Source organism: Citrobacter sp. VF227, from assembly GCF_052950715.1.
This window is the reverse complement of the sequence record NZ_JBRFVF010000143.1, coordinates 1-626: the sequence shown is the minus strand read 5'-3', so window position 1 is coordinate 626 and position 626 is coordinate 1. Positions and strand designations below refer to the sequence as shown.

The window sequence follows — 626 nt, the reverse complement described above, 5'->3', positions numbered from 1 at the left end:
AACGGCTAGGGAGGCGTGCGCGAATCGACCAACATCGCGTTGCCGCTCGGCAATTCGGTGCTGGTGCAGATGACGAAGCCGGTGCGCAACCGGACCATCGGCAATCCGGCCGTCGCGCAGGCGACAATGGTGTCGCCGCAGACGATGTACATCCTCGGGCTCGCGGTCGGCACGACCAACATGATCGTGCAGGGCAAGAGCGGCGCGTGCCGCGTGATCGACGTCGCGGTCGGCGCGGACGCGGGCGGCCTGCAGGCGTCGCTGCGCCAGTTGATGCCGCGCGAGCGCGACATCCGCGTGTCGACCGCGGCGGACACGATCGTGCTCGCGGGCAACGTGTCGAGCGCGCAGGCCGCGCAGCAGGATGTTGGCCTGCTGTTCCTTGACGAAGTGGGCAAGCAGGGTCGAGAAGCCGATGACCTTCACGTTCGGCAGGTGCTTGGTCACTTCACGGGCCAGCTCCACGCGTTGCTCCAGCGGGAACAGCGGGTTCTTCTTCGGGTTGGCCGCCACGGCGATGATGACCTCATCGAACAGCCGCGAGGCACGTTCCACCAGATCGGCGTGGCCCATGGTGATGGGATCGAAGGTTCCCGGATACAACACTCGATTCATCGCGGCGTCCT

At 66.3% G+C, this 626-nt stretch carries 2 pseudogenes; one reads left to right on the top strand and one right to left on the bottom strand.

Annotation, left to right across the window (positions count from 1 at the left end):
* Positions 1 to 69 precede the first annotated feature (69 nt).
* Positions 70 to 171: pseudogene (locus ACU8YC_RS25535) on the top strand (pilus assembly protein N-terminal domain-containing protein); the annotation flags it as partial.
* Positions 172 to 342: 171 nt separating this feature from the next.
* On the opposite strand, the pseudogene coaD reads toward ACU8YC_RS25535, so the two are convergent.
* Positions 343 to 615: pseudogene (gene coaD / locus ACU8YC_RS25530) on the bottom strand (pantetheine-phosphate adenylyltransferase); the annotation flags it as partial.
* Between the last annotated feature and the right edge of the window lie 11 nt (positions 616 to 626).